This is a genomic window from Agarivorans sp. QJM3NY_25, assembly GCF_050870875.2.
In the GTDB taxonomy this organism is placed as follows: Bacteria; Pseudomonadota; Gammaproteobacteria; order Enterobacterales; family Celerinatantimonadaceae; genus Agarivorans.
In genome coordinates, this window is record NZ_CP194041.2 from 1,842,993 (window position 1) to 1,863,038 (window position 20,046).

General features: G+C 45.9%; 15 protein-coding genes. 13 read left to right on the plus strand and 2 right to left on the minus strand.

The features are described 5' to 3' along the window. Positions 1-287 precede the first annotated feature (287 nt). Positions 288-962: an HAD family hydrolase gene (locus ACRRSW_RS08535; RefSeq protein WP_432453632.1), complete on the minus strand. Its 675-nt coding sequence runs from the start codon at positions 960-962 to the stop codon at positions 288-290. Next, positions 952-1,683 carry a bifunctional 2-polyprenyl-6-hydroxyphenol methylase/3-demethylubiquinol 3-O-methyltransferase UbiG gene (gene ubiG, locus ACRRSW_RS08540; protein WP_432459109.1) on the minus strand — a complete coding sequence of 244 codons (732 nt, stop codon included), beginning with the start codon at positions 1,681-1,683 and terminating at the stop codon, positions 952-954. Before ubiG ends, ACRRSW_RS08535 begins: the two co-directional genes overlap by 11 nt. A 205-nt stretch (positions 1,684-1,888) precedes the next feature. Here ubiG and gyrA point away from each other — a divergent pair, with 205 nt between their 5' ends. The 13 genes from gyrA to fliL all read left to right on the plus strand — a co-directional run bounded on the left by gyrA (position 1,889) and on the right by fliL (position 20,044). Next, the gene (gene gyrA, locus ACRRSW_RS08545; RefSeq protein WP_432459110.1) at positions 1,889-4,600 is read left to right on the plus strand and encodes a DNA topoisomerase (ATP-hydrolyzing) subunit A; all 2,712 of its coding nucleotides are present in this window, start codon (positions 1,889-1,891) and stop codon (positions 4,598-4,600) included. A gap of 140 nt (positions 4,601-4,740) precedes the next feature. Beyond that, positions 4,741-5,835 (plus strand): 3-phosphoserine/phosphohydroxythreonine transaminase, encoded by a 1,095-nt coding sequence (serC, locus tag ACRRSW_RS08550; protein WP_432453629.1) that lies wholly within the window; start codon positions 4,741-4,743, stop codon positions 5,833-5,835. 71 nt (positions 5,836-5,906) lie between these two features. Further along, positions 5,907-7,187, plus strand: coding sequence for a 3-phosphoshikimate 1-carboxyvinyltransferase (gene aroA / locus ACRRSW_RS08555; RefSeq protein WP_432459111.1), 1,281 nt, complete (start codon positions 5,907-5,909; stop codon positions 7,185-7,187). A gap of 156 nt (positions 7,188-7,343) precedes the next feature. After that, complete coding sequence (locus ACRRSW_RS08560; RefSeq protein ID WP_432453627.1) at positions 7,344-8,573, plus strand: EAL and HDOD domain-containing protein; 1,230 nt, start codon at positions 7,344-7,346, stop codon at positions 8,571-8,573. A gap of 359 nt (positions 8,574-8,932) precedes the next feature. Then, complete coding sequence (locus ACRRSW_RS08565) at positions 8,933-11,182, plus strand: putative bifunctional diguanylate cyclase/phosphodiesterase (RefSeq protein WP_432459112.1); 2,250 nt, start codon at positions 8,933-8,935, stop codon at positions 11,180-11,182. Between the two features lie 71 nt (positions 11,183-11,253). Then, entirely contained in the window at positions 11,254-11,598 is a 345-nt protein-coding gene (fliE, locus tag ACRRSW_RS08570; RefSeq protein WP_432453625.1) for a flagellar hook-basal body complex protein FliE, read from the plus strand. A gap of 42 nt (positions 11,599-11,640) precedes the next feature. Beyond that, positions 11,641-13,335 carry a flagellar basal-body MS-ring/collar protein FliF gene (gene fliF, locus ACRRSW_RS08575; RefSeq protein ID WP_432453624.1) on the plus strand — a complete coding sequence of 565 codons (1,695 nt, stop codon included), beginning with the start codon at positions 11,641-11,643 and terminating at the stop codon, positions 13,333-13,335. Continuing rightward, positions 13,325-14,365 (plus strand): flagellar motor switch protein FliG, encoded by a 1,041-nt coding sequence (fliG, locus tag ACRRSW_RS08580; RefSeq protein WP_432453623.1) that lies wholly within the window; start codon positions 13,325-13,327, stop codon positions 14,363-14,365. The genes fliF and fliG overlap by 11 nt, the downstream gene beginning before the upstream one ends. Positions 14,366-14,368: 3 nt before the next feature. Then, positions 14,369-15,337, plus strand: a complete 969-nt coding sequence (locus tag ACRRSW_RS08585; RefSeq protein WP_432459113.1) for a flagellar assembly protein FliH — start codon at positions 14,369-14,371, stop codon at positions 15,335-15,337. Further along, positions 15,312-16,661 carry a flagellar protein export ATPase FliI gene (gene fliI, locus ACRRSW_RS08590; RefSeq protein WP_432459115.1) on the plus strand — a complete coding sequence of 450 codons (1,350 nt, stop codon included), beginning with the start codon at positions 15,312-15,314 and terminating at the stop codon, positions 16,659-16,661. Before ACRRSW_RS08585 ends, fliI begins: the two co-directional genes overlap by 26 nt. Before the next feature lie 29 nt (positions 16,662-16,690). Further along, positions 16,691-17,131, plus strand: coding sequence for a flagellar export protein FliJ (gene fliJ / locus ACRRSW_RS08595; RefSeq protein ID WP_432459117.1), 441 nt, complete (start codon positions 16,691-16,693; stop codon positions 17,129-17,131). 120 nt (positions 17,132-17,251) lie between these two features. Continuing rightward, on the plus strand, positions 17,252-19,450 hold the full coding sequence (locus tag ACRRSW_RS08600; RefSeq protein ID WP_432459118.1) for a flagellar hook-length control protein FliK: 2,199 nt from the start codon (positions 17,252-17,254) through the stop codon (positions 19,448-19,450). A gap of 84 nt (positions 19,451-19,534) precedes the next feature. Next, entirely contained in the window at positions 19,535-20,044 is a 510-nt protein-coding gene (gene fliL, locus ACRRSW_RS08605) for a flagellar basal body-associated protein FliL (protein WP_432453618.1), read from the plus strand. Positions 20,045-20,046 lie beyond the last annotated feature (2 nt).

A 20,046-nucleotide genomic window follows, 5' to 3' on the forward strand; every position in this document is an offset into this window, starting at 1 on the left:
ATGGAGGGCCTATATCCTAATTTTGTGCTACTGGCTGTCTAGTATGGCAAATATTGCCTGACTACTAGATATAGTGTTTATAAATTTATTTGATACAAGATAATGAGGTTTTGTCGATTTCGCAAGACTTGGAAAAATGAAGAACTTGTGCATAACATGCGGATAATCGCTATATGTTAGTGCTTACTAACTAGCTATCCATGTGACTTTGTTAGCGTGGCGTTAATGCAAGTTCTTTTTGCTATAAAAATAGAAAATTATTTATTTTTATGAAAACTTGAAGCGGTTTATAATTTAGCCAAATGTTTGGCGATTAGCTGTTCAAGTTGCTCACTTTTTTGACAGTGTAAATCGGCTTGCCAAGTGTGGATATTGTCATTTTCCGAAATATAGCCCCATTCGGCTAAAATAGTCGTCATCTGGGTGTTGTTTCCAGCTTCGATGTCACGCAGAGCGTCGCCAACATACAAACAATGCTGTGCTGCTACTTTGAGTTGTTGGCAGGCATGTAACATGGGTTCCGGATGCGGTTTCCGCTGGCTAACCGTATCGCCTCCGACTAGCGTTGCACAGCTCGCAAACTCAGTAAAGTAAGCAAGTAATTGCCGACTTAAACTTTCAGGTTTGTTTGTCACGATCCCCCAAGGTGTAGATGTTGCGTCTAAGTAGGCTAAGGTTTGCTGAATGCCAGGGAATAAATTAGTGTCGATGCAGATGTTCGACTGATAAAAGTCGAGTAATTGTTGACGCAGTTTGGTTTGCTCTTGTTGATGCCAACTTTCGCCAAAACCAAAACCCAGTAGCCCCATGGCACCATGGGAGCTTAAAGTTCGAGCATCACTTAAACTAATGAGTGGTTGCTGGTGCTGCGCTAGTACATGATTTGCGGCCGCTGCAAGATCAGGCGCGGTGTCTAATAAAGTACCATCTAAATCAAATAGTACCGCAAGTTTATTGTTCATCCTGATCCTGCTTGGCAAGTTGTAACATGTAATTCACATCGACATTAGGGCTTAAGCGAAAGTGCTCAATCACTGGGTAAAATTGTACCCCGGTAATGGCCTGACTTTGTAGGCCGTGCTCATCAGCCCAGCTGAGCAACTCTGAAGGACGGATAAATTTATCATGTTGATGGGTTCCGTTGGGAACCAGCTTGAGCAGTTTTTCTGCCGCCAGAATCATAAACAGGTAGGCTTTTGGGGTACGATTGATGGTTGATACAAAGAGGTAACCGCCGGGTTTGACCAATTTGGCGCATGCTGCAATTACCGAGCTTGGATCGGGCACATGCTCAAGCATTTCCATGCATGTCACCACATCGTATTGGGCAGGCTGTTGTTCGGCGTGCTGTTCGGCGGTGGTCTGCAGATAAGTTAATTGTGCCCCGGTTTCTAAGGCGTGCAATCTGGCGACTTCAATTTGCTCTTGCCCCATATCGATCGCAGTCACATCAGCCCCTCGCAGGGCCATACTCTCGGCTAATATTCCGCCACCACAACCGATGTCGAGGACTTGCTTGCCAAATAGTCCCTTGGCTCCCCGCTCAATATAGTCGAGACGTAATGGATTGATCTGGTGCAGGGTTTTAAAATCCCCTTGTTCATCCCACCAACGGGAGGCTAAGCCTGCAAAATGTGCTATTTCTTGGTGGTCAACATTTTGGCTGTTATTTGGCTGTTCCATTGGTCTCTTTATCCAAGTCATTATTTATAAGTATTATAAGAACTTGTTCATCCTAGCCACAAGCTTTTGTTGAATTCCGGTAGTTTTTCATTTTTCTAAAAGAAAAGAGCGACATCAGGCCTGTTAAGGCGTCGGTTTTATGGTAAAGTTCTCGATTACGCTGAGTAATTGTAACAAGCAATAAAAACGAAGGATTTTGTCGTCTATGAGCGATCTTGCAAAAGAGATCATGCCTGTCAATATTGAGGATGAGCTGAAAAGTTCCTACCTTGATTATGCCATGAGCGTGATTGTTGGACGCGCCTTACCAGATGTACGTGATGGTTTAAAACCTGTGCATCGCCGGGTGTTGTTCGCAATGAATGTACTAGGTAACGATTGGAATAAGCCTTACAAAAAATCTGCCCGTGTGGTCGGTGATGTTATTGGTAAATATCACCCCCATGGTGATAGTGCCGTTTACGATACAATTGTGCGGATGGCACAGCCGTTCTCCTTACGTTATATGTTGGTAGACGGGCAAGGTAACTTTGGTTCGGTTGATGGTGATTCAGCTGCAGCAATGCGTTATACCGAAATCCGTATGGATAAGTTGGCGCACTCTTTACTGGCTGACTTAGAAAAAGAAACCGTTGATTACGTCCCCAACTACGATGGTACCGAGCAAATTCCTGCGGTGTTGCCGACTCGGATCCCGAACCTGTTAGTGAACGGAGCTTCGGGCATTGCGGTGGGCATGGCCACCAACATTCCACCACATAACCTCACCGAAGTGGTGAATGGTTGTTTGGCAATGATCGAAAATCCTGAGATCACCATCGACGAATTGATGGAATATATCCCTGCGCCGGATTTCCCTACCGCGGGTATTATTAATGGCCGCGCAGGCATTATTCAAGGCTATCGAACTGGTCGCGGTAAAGTGTCGATCCGAGCGAAAGCGGAAGTCGTCACCGACAAGGCCGGCAAAGAAACGATTATTGTTCATGAGATCCCTTATCAGGTGAACAAGGCTCGACTGATCGAGAAGATGGCCGAGTTAGTAAAAGATAAAAAACTGGAAGGTATATCTGCATTACGTGATGAATCCGATAAGGATGGTATGCGTATTGTGGTTGAATTGAAACGCGATGCAGTGGGCGAAGTTGTATTAAACAACTTATATTCACAAACCCAGATGCAAGTGTCCTTCGGCATGAACATGGTTGCCTTGGATAATGGTCAACCGAAGATTTTTAATCTTCAAGAGATGATCGAATGCTTCATTCGTCACCGCCGCGAGGTGGTGACACGCCGTACGGTATTCGAATTACGTAAAGCCCGTGATCGTGCGCATATCCTCGAAGGTCTAGCGATCGCGCTAGCCAATATCGATGAGATTATCGAGCTGATTAAAACCTCTCCGACTCCAGCCGAAGCAAAAACGGCTTTACTTGCTAAAGGTTGGGATTTAGGTGGTGTTGCGGCGATGCTCGAGCGTGCAGGCGATGATGCGGCTCGTCCTGATTGGCTAGAGCCCGAGTTTGGTATTCGTGACGGAAAATATTTCATCACACCGACTCAGGCACAAGCTATTCTCGAATTACGTTTGCATCGTTTGACCGGTCTTGAGCATGAGAAGATCATTGCAGAATACAAAGACTTATTAGATCTGATTGCTGAACTGTTGCATATCTTGAATACCCCGACTCGTTTGATGGAAGTGATCCGCGACGAGTTGATTGAAGTGCGCGAGCAATTTGGTGATGAGCGTCGCACCGAAATTTCAGCGAATAGCTCCGATCTGTCGATTGAAGATCTAATCAATGAAGAAGACGTGGTGGTGACGCTTTCCCATGAAGGCTACGTTAAATACCAACCTTTGAGCGAATATGAGTCACAGCGTCGTGGTGGTAAAGGCAAAGCCGCCACCAAGATGAAAGACGAAGACTTCATTGAGAAGTTGCTGGTGGCAAATACCCACGATACGGTCTTGTGTTTCTCAACCGTCGGTAAAGTGTACTGGATTAAAGTTTATCAATTGCCGCTGGCGAGTCGTCAAGCGCGTGGTAAACCGATTGTCAACTTACTGCCATTGGGTGATGATGAGCGAATTACCGCGATTTTGCCCGTTCGTGAATATCAAGAAGACAAATTCATCTTGTTTGCAACGGCGAATGGCACTGTTAAGAAAACCCCGTTAACCGCCTTTAAGCGGCCATTATCCAGCGGTATCCGCGCGATTAACTTGCATGATGACGATAAGCTGATTGGCGTTGATATCACCAATGGTGACAACGAAATCATGTTGTTCTCTGATGCGGGTAAAGTGGTGCGCTTTAACGAGAAGCAACGGGATAGTGAGACGGGTGCGGTGAAACTCGATCTTGAAACCGGTGAAGAGCTGTTGGCCTTACGTCCAATGGGTCGTACCGCTGCCGGGGTTCGTGGGATTTCGCTTGACGCCGGTCAGAAAGTAGTCTCGTTGATTGTGCCAAATGGAGACGGAGACATTCTAACCGCCACCGAAAATGGCTATGGTAAACGAACTCGTTTAGATGAATATCCGGCGAAGAGCCGCGCGACCAAAGGTGTGGTATCGATTAAGGTGAGTGAGCGGAATGGCTTAGTGGTGGGGGCCGTGCAGGTGACCGAACTACAAGAAATGATGCTGATTACCGACGGTGGTACCTTGGTTCGTACTCGGGTCCATGAAGTTTCGTTGGTTGGCCGCAATACCCAGGGGGTAACGTTAATTCGTACTACCGAAGGTGAAAAGGTGGTTGGTCTACAACGGATTGACGAAATCGAAGAGGCAGAGTTTAAAGACTTAGCCGATGGTGAAGTAGCGGAGCAAAACGCTGAGGCTTCCCTCGACAACGATAACTCAGCCGCTGCCGAAGATGATTCGGCGGCCAGTGAGACTGATGCCGAATAGTCATCGGCTATAACATAAACGGGCGGCTTCGGTCGCTCGTTTTTGTTTGAGAGACCCGCCAAACCATTGGTATAGCCTATTACAGGCGGTATAAAATGAACCACTGCAGTGGTCGAACACAACATAACAAAGAGATAGGCATGAGAAAAATCTACAATTTTTGTGCAGGCCCGGCGATGTTGCCAGAGGCTGTGATGCAACAAGCCCAAGCTGAGTTTTGCGATTGGCAAGGTTTAGGGGTATCGGTCATGGAAGTGAGTCATCGAGGTAAAGAATATATCGCGATGGCTGCCGAGGCCGAACAAGATCTCCGCGATTTACTGGCGATTCCCGATAATTATAAAGTTCTATTCTGCCAGGGAGGGGGGCGTGGACAATTTGCTGCTGCCCCTCTGAACCTGCTTGGGGATAAAACCAGTATTAGTTATATTACCACCGGACAGTGGTCGAAAAGTGCCGTTGTCGAAGGTGAGAAACACGCGGCAGCCAAGGTGTTTGATGCACTGGCTGTGGATGAGCATGGTCAGGTTTCAGTGCAAGACAGCTCTCAATGGCAATACGATAAAGATTCTGCCTATGTTCACTACTGCCCCAACGAAACCATTGAAGGGATCGCCATCGAAGAGACTCCAGATGTGGGAGATATGATTTTAGTGGGGGATTTTTCTTCTACCATTTTGTCTCAGCCTATCGATGTTAGCCGCTATGGACTGATCTATGCTGGCGCACAAAAAAATATCGGGCCTTCGGGCTTGGCAATTGCCATCGTGCGCGAAGATCTGTTGGATAAAGCTCATTCACTCACCCCAGGTATCATGAATTACAGCGTATTGGCGGCCAGTGATTCGATGTTTAATACGCCACCGACTTACTCCTGGTACTTGGCTGGCTTGGTGTTTAAGTGGTTGAAGCAGCAAGGTGGCTTAAGCGCTATGGCTGAAAAAAATGCCGCTAAAGCCGAGTTATTGTACCGATTTATTGATGCGAGTGACTTTTACCACAACTCGGTCGCGCCAGAGAATCGTTCAAAGATGAATATTCCCTTTCAACTGGATAATCCCGAGTTGGATGCACTGTTTTTGAGTGAAGCGGCACAAGCAGGTTTGATGACTCTGAAAGGACATCGCATTGTGGGTGGCATGCGCGCCAGTATTTATAACGCGATGCCCATTGAAGGGGTGCAAGCGCTGGTGGCCTTTATGGCCGATTTTGCACAGCGTCATCCGCAAGGCTAGCCAAACACTGGCAATTTTATCAAGCAATTAAGCCAGTCTATTGGCACTAAAGAAGTAGAGATAATAGATAAATGGAACAATTAACCCTACAGCCAATTTCACAAGTTGACGGTGAAATTAACCTTCCAGGCTCCAAGAGTGTGTCGAACCGAGCATTGCTGTTAGCTGCTCTCGCCGAAGGTGAAACGGTTCTTAACAACTTACTCGATAGCGATGATATTCGGCATATGTTAAACGCGCTGAAAACCCTGGGAGTGTCTTATCAGCTTTCTGACGATCGACGTCGTTGCACGGTGACGGGTTTAGGACGTGCCTTTAAGACGGAGCAGGCTGAGCAGTTGTTCCTTGGGAATGCCGGCACAGCCATGCGCCCACTGTGTGCCGCTTTATGTCTCAGTGAGGGGGAATTTAGCTTGACTGGCGAGCCTCGCATGGAAGAGCGACCGATTGGCGCCTTAGTGGATGCTTTACGCCAAGTGGGTGCCAACATCGATTACTTGAAGAGTGAAGGTTACCCGCCGCTGAAGATCAATGGTACCGGTTTGCAGGGTGGCAAAGTGAGCATCGATGGCTCGGTTTCCAGCCAGTTTCTAACCGCATTCCTGATGGCCGCCCCCTATGCTCAAGCTGACGTTGAAATTACCATTATTGGCGATTTGGTGTCCAAGCCTTATATTGATATCACTTTGAAGATGATGGCCGCTTTTGGGGTCGATGTAGCAAATGATAACTATCAGCGTTTTGTGGTCAAAGGCCAGCAGGTGTATCGTGCTGCCGGCGAGTTTCTGGTTGAAGGCGATGCCTCTTCTGCCTCCTATTTCTTAGCGGCCGGCGCGATTAAAGGTGGTCAGGTAAAAGTCACAGGGGTGGGCAAGAAATCGATGCAGGGTGATGTGTTATTTGCCGATGTATTGTCGGCCATGGGCGCAGATATTGAATGGGGCGATGATTATATTATCGCGCGCCCGGGTGAGCTAATGGCGGTGGATCTGGATATGAATCATATTCCCGATGCTGCCATGACGATCGCTACGACGGCGTTATTTGCTCGCGGTACCACTTGTATTCGCAATGTATACAACTGGCGTGTTAAAGAAACAGACCGCTTAAGTGCAATGGCGACTGAGTTGCGTAAAGTGGGTGCCACGGTTGTCGAAGGTGAAGACTTTATTGAAGTGACGCCACCGGCAAAAATCAAGCATGCAGCAATCGATACCTACGATGACCACCGTATGGCGATGTGTTTCTCTCTGGTGGCTCTGAGTGACAGCGCGGTGACGATTAACGATCCGAAATGCACTTCTAAAACTTTCCCTGACTATTTTGAACGTTTGCAACAGCTTAGCTCGTAAAAAAGGTCGCTAAATTGTTACAACTTAGTTAGTCTAAAGGGGTCACTTTTTTGTGACTCTTTTTTTATATCTGCATTTTGACTCACCTTGGTGGGTTTAATAATTAAATAGGCAAAAAGCCAACACTAAAATGCAGCAAAAACGGTAATGGATACTATGAATGTATATACAGCTAGACAGGCGATCTTGGATCGTCGTCAGCGAGTGGCTGCCTATGAATTGTTATTTCGTGATGGGCCAGAGAATGTATTTCCCAATATAGACCCCCATGAAGCCACTTCTAGGTTGATTATTCGTACCCAGTTAAATCAGGGTTTACAGGAAATCACTCAAGGAAGACCAGCCTTAATTAACTTTTCAGAAGATAGCCTTTATTCAGATATTGTCTGTTTGCTGCCTAAACAGCAGGTTGTGATTGAAATTCTGGAATCAGCAAAACCCAGTAAAAGGCTATACAAGCGTTGTCAGTACTTGGTTCGCAGTGGTTATCGTTTAGCTTTAGATGATTTTATTTATCATCCTGAGTGGGAACCATTTTTTAAACTGGTCTGTTTAATAAAGATAGATATAAGAAAAACACCCTTGAATCAACTAGGGTCTTTTTTTGCGGTTATCAATAACTACAAAAGTATCAATTTATTAGCGGAGAAGATCGAAACTCAGCAAGAATATCAGCAGGCGAGAGCTTTAGGTTTCAGCCTCTTCCAAGGTTTTTATTTTTGTCGGCCCGAAATGCGCCAATCTAAGGAACTGGATGCCAGTTATCAGGTGATCTCTCGACTATTTCATGCAACCAGCAAAGACGAGGTTAATGTGAATGAAGTGGTCGGTTATTTCGAGCGAGACACTAGTTTAGCTTACAAGTTATTGCGTTATGTGAATTCGAGTCACCAGCCAATTGTGCGAAACATCGTATCGATCAAACAAGCGGTCGTATACGTTGGAAATGCTCAATTACGTAAGTTAGTTGCGATACTGGCTAACGCAATGACCGTTAGTCATAAGCCCAGAGAGTTGATGAGAATGTCATTACATCGGGCTCGTTTTTGTGAGTTGGTTGCAAACCGTTTATCACAGGTCAATAGAGACAGTGCTTTTTTATGTGGCTTATTTTCTTTATTAGATGCGATATTAGATAAGCCATTGAGTGAAATTCTTGGTGCTTTACCATTGGATCAAGATATTAAGGCTGCACTATGTAGTGGGCAGTCTTCCGTATTAGGTATCATGTTGCTCACGATAAAATCCTACGAACAGGGCAATTGGGCCTTGAGCGAAAGTTTGGCTCAGCAGTTAGAGATCGATTATCTGGATATTGAACAATTTAACTTGCAAGCGCTGCTATGGAGCGAAGAGTTTCAATCTTTGTTAAGCCCAACAGCATGAGATGAAGTTTAGGTCTTGATGAAAAAACAGCTTCATTTTTATAAAAGAATACCTTGAAACGATTATCGGTAATGATCGATTCTACTTTCGACTTCTATCACCATTGATGGTGGTTGGAACGAGGATCTCCAATCGGCAAATAGTGAAAAGAAACCTCACGATAGTCCTAGTCATAGTGGTGTGAAGTTTTGGCTCGCTTATTGAATTTGTGAGTTAGCAAACATTAATAGGGTTTTTACTTGGTTTTTATTGCATATAAATCAAATAATATTTGATTTATTTTGGTAAGCTGCATAGAGAATATTTGTACTTGGCGCATAGAATGCCGAGACAGCGGGAATTTTTAGGAGCTAAATAGTTTGCAGTGGTGCCTCGTTAAATCTTTAACGTTGCTAGTGGTAGCTTGTTGTTGGTCGTTGGGTGCTCATGCCTATATAGTCAATTCCAGTGAATATCAATGGCTCGAAGATCATCCAAAGGTGAAAGTTGCGGTGGTTGCTGAGCGACTTCCTTTGGAATTTTCGGACCCTCAGGGACAAGCTCAGGGTTATGCGGTTGATATGTTGGCCCAGTTAGCTTCACAAACTCATTTAGTTTTTGATTATCATGTGTACTCTAGCATCTCCTCTGCAGTGCTTGCTTTGCAGCAAGGTCAGGTAGATATGCTTAGTAGCGCACCTCGTCATCATCGGCTAAGTCCTTTTGTTCATTATACCCAAGCCACCGAGCTGCAAACTCTGGTTGCCTACCAAAACTTAAATCATGCCCGTTTTAGTTCTGTTGAACAGTTATCTGGCCAGAAGGTGGCGGTGGTGATGGGCAGTAGTGCTCATGAAATTGTCGCGAAACAGTTTCCCAACCTAAGTCTTCAGCCATTTACTCGCTTGTTCGATGCGATGCAGGCATTAGCACAACAACAAGTGGTGGCGATCGTCGCAGGAAATGACGAGGTCGCCGCACAACTTCGAGCAATGCCACAATGGCATATGCAACAAGCCTTTCAGTTTGACCAAGATCTAGAGCATCGATTCGCCGTTCGTGATGATTGGCCAATGTTGGTGAGTTTGCTTAACCGCGGTCTGAACTCCCTTGATCCAAATTTTAGCCAGCAGAGTTACCACCGATGGCAATCGATTGTCGCAACGACCCAGCCAAGTAACACCGTATCTTATTGGTGGGGACTCGGGTTATTGCTACTGTTTATCGTGATTGGTGCTGGTTTCCTATTCATCCAGCAAAAATTTCATCGCCTAAAATACAAAGCCACCCTGTTACGTGAGCAATTAGACTATTGGAAAAATCATGATGAGGTAACGGGCCTGCCAAATCGAAGACATATGACCCGCTTAATTGCCGATTGGTTAGATGATGCTTTACCTATGTCGGTGCTGATGTTCGATTTTCCGCGGCAAAACGAAGTATTTGAGAACTTTGGCCAACATCTCGGAGAAGTAACTAGAGAAGCATATGCTAAGCGCGTACAGAAGAGTTTGCGTCGGCATTATCCGGAGGCTCAGCTCGGTTATTGGTATCATCATTATTTTGTGGTGGCGATACCAACGGTGAATCGTGATAAAGAAGTCATTGCGATCGCCAAACAGATCATTCAAAGCTGTCGAGGTTGGTTGCGTTTAGAGCAATTACAGTTGTTAACTCGCTGTCATGTTGGCTATAGCTGTTTTCATCCTGGTCGAGATGCGATCCACAGCGATGCTTTACTGGCAAATGCATTTACCGCTTTAAATCATGCGGTAAAAGATGGCAGTAGTATCTGCCGTTATCATCCCGACTTTAGTCAGGCAAGCCTCGTTAAACTGACCCTTGAATCTAAATTACGTAAAGCGATTGCCAATGATGAATTGGAGTTATTTTATCAACCTCAGTATTGCTTGCTTTCGAACCAAGTGATCGGCGCTGAAGTATTATTGCGCTGGTTTACCGATGGGGGGGCGATTTCTCCTGATGAATTTGTGCCTGTCGCTGAAGAAACAGGCTTAGTGCTGCAATTAGATAAATGGGTGTTTGAGAATGCGATGCGGTTCATGGCGCGCTACGCAAGTCAATTGGCGAAAGACTTCAAATTATCCGTTAACTTTTCCGCTGCAACGGTGTCTTTAGGTCACGCGGAGAAAATCGCGATTAGTTATGCCCAGCAATGGCAGGTGAATCCGCAACGGATCTGTATTGAAATTACTGAATCTGCCATGATGGAACAACCAGATGAAGCGAAGGCAAGCATTCAACGAATGCGAGATGCGGGTTTTGGAATTGCGATTGACGATTTTGGGACCGGTTACTCGTCTATGGCCTATCTGAAACACCTACCAGTCACCTTGTTGAAAATTGACCGTGCCTTTGTGAGTGGTTTGGAAGATAACCTGTCCGATCAACATATTGTTAAAGCGATGGTTATGGTTGCACGTAGCATGAAATTCCAAGTATTAATCGAAGGTATTGAAACGCAGAATCAAGCCAATATTGCGTCGGTGATGGGTTGTGAGCAAGCCCAAGGTTTCTTTTTTGCCAGACCGCAAGCTGAGGTTGATTTTGTACAACATTACTTACCTAAACCCCACGTGAAGGAGCCGCTTCGTTTAGTGGGTAGTTAATCTTGGCTCGCCTTTTGCTTTCCCTTGAGTAACAACGATAAATGCCATTAATCTGGCGGGAGAGGGAAATCATGAGAGTTGAGTCAGCAAATCTATTTAGCGAACTCCAATCAATGGCCGGTGAAATGAAAACTGGCGGTATTGCTCAGGATATAAATCAAGCTAACGCACCGCTAGGCCTCTCAAAAGTTAATAGTGACTTTGGCAGTTTATTAAGTGACGCCATTAATAATGTGAATGGCTTACAGTCGAATGCCAATGATTTACGAACCCGTTTCGATTTAGGCGATCGTAACGTTGGTATTGGTGATGTGATGATTGCTAGTCAAAAATCCAGTATTGCTTTCGACGCAACGGTGCAGGTGAGAAATAAATTAGTTGATGCTTACAAACAAATTATGTCTATGCCCGTTTAATGGGACTAGGAGTATATTGTGGCGAGCGAAGGGAGTAACGCAATGAGTCAAGAACAAGCACTACTAGGCTCCGATAGCGATAGTGATAATTTAGAAGCAACGGAACAACAGAGTTCTGCACTATCATTTTTGAGTAACGGTGATGTTCTGCGCCAAATTATTATGATTTTGGCCCTCGCAATATGTTTGGCAATGGCGGTGTTTTTGCTGATGTGGGCGAAAGAACCAGAGATGCGACCACTGGGGACCATGACCACCAATGAACTGGTTGAGACCCTTGATTTTCTCGATCAGGCAAAAATACCTTATACCATTGAAGGTAACTCGGTATTAGTCAATGCTGAACAATACCAAGATATTAAGTTAAAACTTCGTCGCTCAGGGTTGAGTGAGGCTGCGCCAGCTGGAGAGCAAATTCTGCTCAATGATATGGGCTTTGGTGTCAGTCAGCGTTTAGAAGGTGAGCGTTTAAAACTGAGTCGCGAACGTCAGTTGGCGACAGCCATTGAACAAATGAAGTCGGTGAATAAAGCTCAAGTTCTATTGGCCATTCCCAAAAGTAATGTATTTGCCCGTCAGGAGCAAAAACCTTCTGCCACCGTGGTTCTCAGCCTGCGTAATAATAATGGTCTGGTGCAAGAAGAAATCGATTCGATTGTTGATATTGTCGCCTCAGCGGTACAGGGTCTTATTCCAAGCCGAGTGACGGTGACCGATCATAATGGCCGTTTGTTAAATTCTGGCAGTCAAGATCCGTTATCTTCGCGTACTCGTAAAGAATTTGAAATGGAGCGTAAGCGAGAATCTGAATATAAAAACAAGATTGACGCTATTTTGATCCCCGTTGTAGGCTTAGGTAATTATACAGCTGAAGTTGATGTGACCTTAGACTTCACTGCTGTAGAGCAAACGCAGAAGCGCTATAACCCCGATTTACCGGCAGTTCGTAGTGAATTCACGGTTGAAAATAATAATGTTGGTGCTGGCGCGATAGGGATCCCTGGAGCCTTAACCAATCAACCTCCAGTCGCTGCACAGATCCCAGAACAAGCAGGTGGCGCAAATGCACAAACTCAGTCTGGAAGTAGTCACAAAGAGGCCACGCGTAACTATGAACTGGATACAACAATTAGTCATACCCGTTCTCAAGTGGGGGTGGTGAGGCGAGTGAGTGTTTCGGTGGCATTGGACTATAATAGTCAAGTTTCTGACAGTGGTGAAACGACACGTGAGCCACGTTCTGCAGAACAGCTCGCTAGCATTCGCCGTTTGTTGCAAGGTGGCGTGGGTTTCAATTTAAGCCGTGGTGATACACTCGAGGTTGTGAGCGTACCATTTACTCGACCTGAAATATTAAGCGAAGCTGACTTGCCGTTATGGGAGCAGGCATGGTTTTGGCGCGCAATGCGGATTGCGGGCAGTGTATTAGTTCTGATTGTATTGATTGTGGCCGTGGTTCGTCCGATGTTAAATCGTATTCTTTCTAGCGGTGAAGAGAGTGAGCATGCTGAAACTGATTTAGATGCGGCACTTGCAGCTTATGAAAATGATGATGATTTACAATTGATTTCGGCCGACAATACCGAAACAGATTTTGGGATCCGTGATGGACAGCTTAAACTACCGGACCTACATAAAGATGAAGACATGTTAAAAGCGGTGCGAGCCTTGGTCGCGAATGAACCTGACTTAGCCGCGATGGTAATCAAAGACTGGGTAATTAACGATGCCAAATGAAAATGAAAATGATATGGATCCAGAAGTCGTTCTGGAAGGAATGAGCGGCATTGAGCGAGCCGCGATTCTGATGCTGAGTTTAAATGAAGATGACGCAGCGACCATATTCCGCCATTTAGAACCCAAACAAGTACAACGTTTGGGGATGGCAATGGCATCGCTCGAGGATTTTTCCCATGAGCGAGTGGTTGCGGTGCATCGTTTATTTATCGACGACATTCAGAAATACACCAATATTGGAATTGGCAGTCAAGACTTTGTACGTAAGGCGCTTACGGCAGCCTTAGGTGAAGATCGCGCCTCCAGTCTGGTTGACCAAATTATTATGGGCAGTGGTGCTAAGGGCTTGGACTCTCTGAAATGGATGGATGCGCGTCAAGTGGCGAATATCATTCAAAATGAACACCCACAAATTCAAACCATTGTTCTCTCTTATCTTGAAGCTGAGCAGTCGGCTGAGATTATGTCGCAATTTGCCGAGAAAGTACGGCTTGATTTAATGATGCGGATTGCCAACTTGGAAGAAGTTCAACCCGCTGCCTTAACCGAATTAAACGAAATCATGGAAAAACAGTTTGCAGGGCAAGCTGGAGCTCAAGCGGCCAAAATGGGCGGCTTGAAGGCGGCAGCCAATATTATGAACTTCCTCGATACCAACATGGAAGGCATGCTCATGGATTCGATCCGCGACAGCGACGAAGAGATGGCGCAGCAAATACAAGATCTGATGTTTGTTTTCGAGAACTTGGTCGATATCGACGATCGTGGTATTCAAACCTTGCTGCGTGATGTTCCTGGTGAGTTACTACAAAAAGCATTGAAAGGTGCCGATGATGGGCTGAAAGAGAAAATCTTTAATAACATGTCGAAACGTGCCGCTGAAATGCTAAAAGATGATTTGGAAGCGATGGGCCCAATTAAAGTCAGTGAAGTTGAAACCGCGCAGAAAGAAATCCTTGGTATTGCTCGCCGCTTATCCGAAGCTGGCGAAATTATGATTGGTGGTGGCGGTGGTGATGAGTTCCTATAATCGATGACAGAACAAGATAAAAGTGAATCAACAGACGAGCATGACTCTGAAGTAAAACAAGACGCCAGCCAATCATCTATGGATGATGACGAGATTGCGGCTTTATTGGCTGAGACTCAAGGTTCACCAGTTGAAGTTGCCGACCAAGAATCACAGGCGATGATTGATGATGTTCTGGCAGATACTTCCGTCGGCCCTGAGCCTGACGATATCGTCTGGCCTTTGCCCAATTTTTCAGACGCAGAGCACCGCCAGCATGGGCAATCGAGTAACGCATATGGTGTTAAGCCGTCTTGGGTTGATCAGCCAGAACCAGAAGTAGAGCCTGAAATTCAGTTCGAGCCGATGACCATCGAAGAGTTAGAAGCGCTTCGCCAATCGGCTTACGATGAAGGTTTTGCTGAAGGCAAATTGGCGGGCCATGAGGCCGGTTTACTTAGTGGCCATGAAGAAGGGCTTGCAAAGGGGCTTGAGGCCGGACAACAACAAGGTTTAAGCCAAGGCTTAACTGAAGGCCAACAACAGATCGATGAATTAAGTGGCCATTGGGCTGGTTTGGTGGGGCAGTTACATCAGCCAAAGGCGCAAATAGATGCAGAGGTTGAGCAACAAATAGTTGATCTTGCGATGAAGTTAGCGGCAGAAATCGTTCAAGTGGAATTGCAGACAAACCCTGAGATTATTGTTAAAACAGTGAAACAAGCAGTGGCCGCTTTACCGTTACAACAGCAGAGTATTCAAATCCACCTTCACCCTCTAGATTTAGCTATTGTTGAGCAGGTCTTTCCTCCCGAAACCCAACAGAAGAAAGGTTGGCAGCTATTGACTGATGGTAGCCTTACTCAAGGTGATTGCCTGATTGAAAATGACTTATCTTCGGTGACTGTAGAGATGAGTGAAGTGATTCAGCAGAGCTTACGCTCATTTATTCGTCAAAATGGTCAAGATGATGACTCTGATCCAACGGCTTAAACGTTATCAAACAAGCCACGTGCGCAATAACCCTACAGTGGCGGGTAAGTTAACTCGTGTGGTAGGGCTGACTCTTGAAGCCATTGGCTGCCGTGCTCCGCTCGGATCTTTATGTGCAGTCGAGACCTTAGATGGATTTTTAGAAGCCGAGGTGGTTGGTTTTTCTGGCGATAAACTATTTCTTATGCCTAGTGAGCAGTTAACTGGTGTATTACCAGGGGCTCGGGTGATCCCTTTACATGAACACCATGGTATTCCGGTTGGTATGGAGCTATTAGGTCGGGTGATCGACGGGGTAGGTAAACCCCTCGACGGTTTAGGCGAAATTCATTGCAAGCAGGTGGATAATTTAAGTTCAGTCCGTTTAAATCCCATGGCACGAAAGCCAATTAAGCAACCACTTGATGTCGGTGTGCGTTCAATAAACGCGGTGCTTACCGTGGGGCAGGGTCAACGAATGGGATTGTTTGCCGGATCGGGGGTCGGTAAAAGTGTCTTGATGGGCATGATGACTCGAGGCACCACGGCCGATGTTGTCGTGGTGGGTTTGATTGGTGAACGTGGTCGAGAAGTGAAAGAGTTTATCGATGAAATCTTGGGAGAGGAAGGGCGTCAACGCGCGGTTGTCATCGCCGCCCCTGCCGATGCTTCGCCGTTAATGCGATTGAAGGGCTGTGATACAACCTTAACTATTGCTGAGTATTTTCGAGATCAGGGTTTGAATGTTTTACTGTTAATGGATTCATTGACTCGTTATGCTCAAGCGCAGCGCGAAATTGCTTTGGCCATTGGCGAGCCGCCAGCGACCAAGGGCTATCCGCCTTCGGTATTTGCCAAGTTGCCACGTTTGGTGGAGCGGGCAGGTAATGGCGGGGAAGGCCAAGGGTCGATTACTGCATTTTTCACGGTACTCACCGAAGGGGACGACTTACAAGATCCTATTGCTGATGCCGCCCGTGCTATTTTAGATGGCCATATCGTTTTGTCGCGTGAACTCGCCGATGCTGGCCACTATCCTGCGGTCGATATAGAAAAATCGATTAGTCGCGTTATGCCAGCCGTGACCAGTGATAACCATCAATTATTGGCCCGCCAATTGAAGTCCTTAAATTCTTCTTACCAACAAAATCAAGATCTTATCGCAATTGGTGCCTATCAGCGAGGCGCCGATAAACGAATTGATTTAGCCATTGCCATGAAGCCTCATTTGGACCAGTTCTTGCAACAAGAAATGAAAGAAGTTGTAGCTTATGACGAAAGTCTGACGCGGATGCAGCGTACCATGCAAATGGCTAACATCAACGCCCAAGGTCCGCTCAACTAGCTACCAATAGAACCGACTAGGAGAGTACCATGGCGAGGCGAGCGTTATATTTAATGGTTGAGCGTTTGCAGGAACAAGAGCAAGATGCGGCGACTGAAATGGCTCAAGCTCAACAACAACTCAATGAATTTGAGACTCAACTGGCGCACTTACAGCAATACCGTCGTTCTTATCTTGAGCAAGCTTTAGCGAAGGGAGTTGATGGTTTGCACGCCGATAGTTTCCATCAATATCAATTGTTTATTCAAAAGTTGGAACAGGCGAGTGTTCAACAAGGTAAGAGCATTGAACAAATTAAAAAAAATGTGCTGTTGAAACGCAAGCAATGGTTGGATCTGCAGGCTAAAAGAAAGGCGATGGAGTTGCTGATTGATAAACAGCTGAAATTGAAACAACAGCAGCAAATGCGCGAAGAGCAAAAGTTGCTTGATGAATATGCTTTATATGCCCATTTACGTGGTCAAGCATAATTGGCGTATTTTTTGCCTAATACTTATATGTGCCATCGCTTTGCCGCTTTGCTCGATAGAGACTCTGTGTTTCTTTGCTCGCATGGTAAATAAAGATAATTTTTAAGGGTAAGCAACAATATGGAATTATTGTTAACAGATACCGCCGGGGCTAATCAATTCTCGGCCTTAAGCAGCGCTTCGCTAAGCCCTTCTGCTGGAGCTGGCGAGTTTGCAAAAATGGTTAGTGAGTTGGATAACTTACCTAAGGCTGAAAATGCCCTTGGTTCTTTAGTTAAAGAGCAGTTTGTTAAACCGCAAACCGAGCAGAATGCCTCTCAGTCATCGCTTGAGTCGCAAAGCCCTTCAGATTTACTGAAACAGTTGACTGACGCAAAACAAGTTGTAGTTGATTTAAATCAGACTGGTGCTGTGGAAGGAGAGGCTGAATCTGAACAGCCTCAGTCGACAGCTAAACTTACGGATTTAACTACTTTATCTGAGAAAGAGGATACCGATGTGAAGGCAAGCGGCAGGGATCTGCCGCTCGATATCGAAACGGATGACGTGGACCTTTCTCTTGAAGATTCGAACAGCGCCGCTGAAGCTCATGCAAAGGCTAGCTCTGACAGTGAAGAATTGTTGAACCTCGACGAAAAAGTAACTGAGGATAAAACAGCTGCGGACTCTGATGAGACCGATCCCGACAGCGATCTCATCGCGATGCTAACTAAGGATAGCTCGTTGGCAGAAGTGACGGCTTCGAGCAAGTCGCAATCATCGGATCAAGTTGACAGTGAAAGTGTTGAAACTGCAAACACGAAACTCAGTAATGGAACTCCAACTCAGCTGGAAAAACAAAATGTCACCGAGGGATCTAGTGTTCCCAAACAAGCCGTCAGCACGGTCGTTGGTGATGCCGCGGCTAAGGATGTAACTACTCAGGTCAGCGATCGTCCTCAGCAAAAAGTAGCGAGTGATTTGAGCAAGGCTGAAGCATCACGTCCTCAGCAAAAAGTAGCGAGTGATTTGAGCAAGGCTGAAGCATCAAGCAGTGGTACACCGCCAGAGAACAAAACTGATGATAAACAATCAGTTAATGCCCAATCAACGCCGCTCAGTGGTCATAGTAAGCTCGAGCAAGTTGAGTTAGCAAAAAATCAGTCAACTCATGCGACAGGTAGGCTTGAACAAACCGATATAACTAAGGCGCAGAATAGCAAGCTTGAACAAGCCGAGTTAGCCAAGTCTCAATCAGCTCAATCAGCCCAAGCCAACAGCATTGCTGATAAGTCGGCAGGTTCGGATACGGTGAAAGCCGATCCTGGTCAGCAAGCTGCGACTGTGACCTCAAAAGTCGAGTCGAATTTGAATGCTGTCGCAACAAGCGGCGAACGCCGCTCTGTGAATCAAACCTCAACGTCTAGCGGTAATACAGTGGTTGCGGCGCAGCAGAGTGGGACGACTAACGACACTAAATTAAACGCCAATCTTAGCCAAGCGAAAGAAATCACGCCTGAGCAACAGCAGCCAACACCACATCGGGTTGTCGATGCAAAAGTTCAGAGCTTTAGTCAAGTTGCAGAATCAGCGAATAAAACTCAAAGTGGGACTGCTGAATCAGGTGCCCAAGCTGATAAGTTCGCAAGTTCAGCGTTTGCAGATGGGCGTGCCACGAGCGAAGGTAAGCATAGTGATGATCATCAACAACAAGGGCAGGCTCAACAGCATACGGCAGCTCAACTTGGCTTAACTGAATCGGCTAGAGCACAGCAGACGAATCATCACTTTAATGGTGTCTCTGGAGCAGAGTCCGTTAATCGAACTGAGCAAAATGGCGAGATAAGCCTGAAGCAAGCTCAACAAGCGAATCAACTCAATGACAAAAATGGGCTGATGAATCAACGTTTAAATCCTAGTCAATATCAAGCGCCTGCAGAATTAAATCAACGCGTGCAATATATGCTAAGCCAAGGCATGCATAAAGCTGAAATCCGTTTAGATCCTGCAGAGCTAGGTAGTATGCATGTGCGCTTGCAAATGAATCATGAGCAACAAGTATCGGTACATATTCAGGTGCAAAACCCGCAAGCACGAGAAGCCTTAGAGCAAACCATGCCTCGGTTGCGTGAAATGCTTCAACAACAAGGCATAGAGCTTGGTCAAAGTTCGGTCAATCAGCAGCATCAAGGGAGTTCTTCTAATCAAGGCCAAGGTCAATCTTTAGCGGGTGGTGGGACAGAGAGTCTGCGTCGCGGTATTGAGGGCGGTGTTGAACAAGAGCTAGACAGTTCGCAGATAAATCAATCAAGTCGTGACGGAATCGACTTCTACGCATAGTTTATTTGCTGCTAAGGCTGTTGTCGTCCATCCTAACTATGTAATAATCAAATCAGTTTTAGTTATTAATTCATGGAAGCATAAATGGCTGAAGAAACAGAACTAAAAGTAGAGGAAGAGGGCTCAGGGAGTAAGAAGAAGCTAATCATCATTGTTGCCATTGTTGCCGTATTGGTGATCGGAGGTGTGGTTGGCTTTCTGTTAATGAGCGGCGGTGGGGATGAAGCACCAGCCGCAGCCACGCCTTCAGAAGAAGCCACGTCGAGCGTTACCCATAGTGCCTTATATGTTGGTATGCCTCGGCCATTTGTATTTAATATTGTCGGCGATAGTCGGGACCGTTTGGTACAGATCAAGGTGCAGTTATTAGTGAGAGGCACGGTCAACGAAGAGTTAGCGAAGCTACATATCCCATTGATTGAAGGCACCTTGTTGAATGTGTTTAGTTCCGCGTCGGTTGACGATTTGTCGACGCAACAAGGGAAAGATGCTTTGCGAGAGAATTCGCTCGTTGAAACACAAAAAGCATTAAAAGAAATTACTGGTAAAGTAGTGGTTGAGAAAATTCTCTTCACCGGTTTTGTGATGCAATAAAG